The sequence below is a fragment of the Limosilactobacillus viscerum genome, assembly GCF_947387525.1.
GTDB lineage: Bacteria > Bacillota > Bacilli > Lactobacillales > Lactobacillaceae > Limosilactobacillus > Limosilactobacillus viscerum.
On sequence record NZ_CANDNW010000073.1, the window covers coordinates 1 to 571 of the forward strand.

Annotated in this window: 1 protein-coding gene; it reads left to right on the forward strand. The window is 38.9% G+C overall.

Annotated features, from left to right (window positions below; all coding sequences use genetic code 11):
* Positions 1 to 571, forward strand: a 571-nt coding sequence (locus QOS07_RS09295) for a transposase (protein WP_283588654.1), incomplete at both ends; no start/stop codon positions are given.

The window sequence follows — 571 nt, forward strand, 5'->3', positions numbered from 1 at the left end:
AAATTTAAAAACGATCCAACTAAATCACAAAATTGGCAGTATAATGCCGAAGATGATTACTACATCGATCATTTAGGAGTTCGCTTTAGCTTTTATCGGTATAGTAGGCGAACCGATAAATATGGTTTCGAACGTGATTTCAAACTCTATCGAGCGGATAAGCACCAACTGTCAGAACAATTGGATGAGTTGGCAAAAACACCAAGTGGTCGGCAACGCTATATGCAGGTTAACCCAACGTGGAATTATTACAAGGCTAAAGTAAAAGCAACCCTCTCAAGTGACGAAGGCAAGGCAATTTATCGTCGACGGAAGTTCGACGTTGAGCCAGTCTTTGGTCACCTGAAGAGGGATTTTGGCATACGCCGAACTCATCTACGTGGACAACAAGCTGTGGAAAATGATATCGGGCTAGCCCTGATGACATTAAATCTAACGAAATTGGGACAATCAATTAGTCGATTGGAGACTAATTTCGTAAATAATTTAAAATCCGGACTACGATTTTTGAATCAATCAAAAATCATAGTCCGGATTTTACTGTTAGAGAACCAAAAATTAATAGTTAATT